We start from the raw sequence: 3112 nt of genomic DNA, 5'->3' as shown, positions 1-3112 counted from the left end.
AGATAGCCTTTTGCTGATGGTGTAGCTCGTGTCTGTTAGTTGCTGGAAAGAAAAGTTACAAAAAAAACAGGTCAATCATGTTAGTAAATGCACATGATTGACCTATCTACCAAAATAATTTTCTTTTGTTAAAAAATTCCCGTCTTCACGTAGTCACTGCCGCTTTTGAATCATGGATCAGCGGTTTTCCCCATCTTAGGAATAATACTTTATATATCTTTCTTTTAAAGGAATCCTTTCGTCAGCAAGTAGCTGTACTTCCAGTAATCTTGTTTTATTCTCCAGCTGGGCGATGAATAATGCATAAAAGTCACCAGAAGTCGGATAAGTAAATAATCCATATCCCCTTTGTGACAGTATCCTATTTGCTTCCCTTATCTTTTCAGGTACATATTCATACTCAAAATTCCCGAGCTCTTCAAGTTCTTCTTGTGAAGCTAATTCATTTTGAAGATTGAATTCATAATCCAAAATATAATTGACGATCTCCTGATACTGCTCACCTTTATAATCAAGAAACAAAAATTTCTTTGTGGACAGTCCATATTTTAATAAGCTTTCGTGTAAATCCAGCTCTTCATGATCCCTAATAAATTCTTCTAAATCTTTGCTATCTGGGAATATCAGCTGTGCTATACCTTGACCATACATATTGACGTCCCCCGTATATTATTTATCGAAACAATACTCCATGTTTGTTCGGGATATATTCTGGGTAATTTTTACGATAAAAATTATCTATCTGGAGCAACAAAGGGTCCCATTCAGGGTATGGTTCAGGGTCTCCAAACACCATCTTCGCTTCTGGGGTATTCATCAATAGTTCTTCAAATTGTTTTGGAGCATACAAATCCATTTGTTTCCTCACATAAAGCAAGAACAAAATTTCAAAAGGATAGAATCCGTATCTGAAGTCACCAAATTCACCTAGTTGTCCTATTTCTGAGGCTAATTGTGAATGATACAACACCATTTTCCCGACCAAATTTTCGATTTCTTCCGAACTAGGTGTTGGCCATTTTTCCAACACTTCACTATAAACATCTAGATCTTCAGGTATTAAACCGCATTGTAGCCCAGCTTTCTTATACTTTTCTTTAACAGTTAAATGTAATTTTTGATTTGTTCCCATAATTGTTTTATTTCTATATTTCAAGTATAACTCAAGTAAAAACCAAGTATGCTTGTTGTCATCATTAACCTCCATTAAAGGCCCGCCGAAATGATCAACAATAAAATCAAATAATATATTTTCTTCTTTCTCCCACCCAAACATCGTGAAATGAATTAAAGATGTTAAAACTCCCTTAAAAGAGTATTCTACTATCATTTGAGGATACCGGATTTTATAAAGATCTTGCCCCATGCACTGATAAAATACTACCATTTGCATGTTTTTTAATCCTTCCACTTGACTTCCGCCATTAGCCAGCACATCGTTTTTCCATTTTGACAAGTGATATGAATAAATTGAGGCTAAATTTATTAGTAAAATATGATCCTTTTCTATGGTATTGTATTCCACTATATCAGTGATTTCACTCTTGCTATCATCATATTCCTCTTTTATATCTTCATATCGGATACCCTCTGTAAAATTTTCCTTGTATCTTTTATACGCCATTTCTAATTTTTTTGGGTTGAGCATTTTAATTCTCCTTATGGTTACTCGATTTCTTTACTCCAATCTTTTACTTTTAATTCATCTACTCCGAATCCAGTTTTGGTTATCTTAATATCTGTTTCTACTCTAATAAAATCATATTGAAGTCCTGGATTTTCTTTTTTTAATTTTTTAAATTTCCGCGCAAAATCTGCATACCTTGCATCACCACTATCAATCATATTTTGGAAATATTTTTCTCCGCCCAATTTTTGTTTATCGGAATAACTAAAGCTAGCTGAATCTGATGCTTTTGATTCAATCATTGTTAACTTAGGTGGCGGCCCTTTTGATAGGAATGCAGCATCTATACCGTTTCTCCCGACTTGGAACATTTCTGAAACGTCATCACCTAAGCCATTATCTTTCGCTACAATCTTTGTTACTTCTTCTCCAAAATCACCTTTATCATGAGGGAAATGTTTTGAATTATCGATTTTTCGCTCATACTCCTTCGCAGACTTTAAGTCGAAATTCTTACTAATATCATCTTTAGTATCTAGTTTATTGGCCAATTTGTTTCTTTTTCGAGTTAATCTCTTGAGTTCATCTTCATTTCCTTGTTTTTTCAATTTCGCTATTTCTTCATCTAAATCCTTAATTTCTTTTTCGATATCTTCAGCCTTTTTACCACCTAAACCACCTTTACTCGTCCCATCGGTTTCAGGCGGCTTTTGATTCGGCTTCTGCCCATTCGGTCCCCCGTATGTTTCGCGCCACTTCAGTTGGTTCTCCGTAGGGGCAAGCTCTACCACATCTTTTTTATTCGAGAATTTAATTGGAAACCCTTCCGCCGATTGTAACTGAGGGCCTAAACTATCCGCTAAATTCTGCAAGCCTTCTTGCATATCATCGCGCAGCTTCCTAGCCTTTTGCTTCAGCTGTTCTTTCATCTGTGTTGCCTTATTGATGACTGTATCTTTTGCGGCCATCACGCTAGCGTACAACTGCTCCTTGATTCGCTGGACGGCTTGCATCACATCCATCTCATCTAGTGTTTTGCGGGCAGCCGTCCAGACCTTCCCTACGGTACTTTCGACGGCATTTGCTACCGTCTTCACTACATCCGCCGCTGAGTCTGCTACCTCAAGCACTTTCTGTCCCGCTTTCGTTCCCTTTAGTGCTTTATGCGCCTTTGCTCCCAGCTTGGCTCCGGTTGCCGCCCAGCCTGCAAAAGGGATACACGCCGCTAGAGATAGCGCTGCTCCTGCATAGTCTCCACGTGCGAGCGAGATTCCTGCATTCGCTAAGTCCGCTATTTCTCCCAAACCCGGAATAAGTCCCACAACATCCAGCGCTAACTGTACACCATCCAGAAATCCACCCCAGCCAGACTCTTCCTCTTCCTGCTGCTCCTCTTCCTCTTCTTCCTCCTCCTGCGGCAAATCCTCCACAACCACAGGCGCCTTCGTCAGCCCAACCATCTCAATCTTCGGCGCTTGAAGATCC

2 protein-coding genes and 1 pseudogene are annotated in these 3112 nt (G+C 38.7%); all 3 read right to left on the bottom strand.

The window, feature by feature from the left end:
• Window positions 1–195 precede the first annotated feature (195 nt).
• Entirely contained in the window at window positions 196–651 is a 456-nt protein-coding gene (locus tag HP401_RS35480; protein WP_173607606.1) for a DUF6630 family protein, read from the bottom strand.
• A gap of 22 nt (window positions 652–673) precedes the next feature.
• The gene (locus HP401_RS35475) at window positions 674–1648 is read right to left on the bottom strand and encodes a hypothetical protein (protein ID WP_173607605.1); all 975 of its coding nucleotides are present in this window, start codon (window positions 1646–1648) and stop codon (window positions 674–676) included.
• Window positions 1649–1665: 17 nt separating this feature from the next.
• A pseudogene (locus tag HP401_RS35470) lies at window positions 1666–3112 on the bottom strand (hypothetical protein); the annotation flags it as partial.

This window comes from Brevibacillus sp. HB2.2 (assembly GCF_013284275.1).
Taxonomy (GTDB): domain Bacteria; phylum Bacillota; class Bacilli; order Brevibacillales; family Brevibacillaceae; genus Brevibacillus; species Brevibacillus brevis_D.
The sequence above is the reverse complement of the archived record's forward strand: the minus strand, read 5'-3'. Positions and strand labels throughout refer to the sequence as shown.

Excerpts from the sequence above, each read along its gene's own strand:
- HP401_RS35475 (WP_173607605.1), bottom strand. The coding sequence starts at position 1,648 with ATGCTCAACCCAAAAAAATTAGAAATGGCGTATAAAAGATACAAGGAA.
- HP401_RS35480 (WP_173607606.1), bottom strand. The coding sequence starts at position 651 with ATGTATGGTCAAGGTATAGCACAGCTGATATTCCCAGATAGCAAAGAT.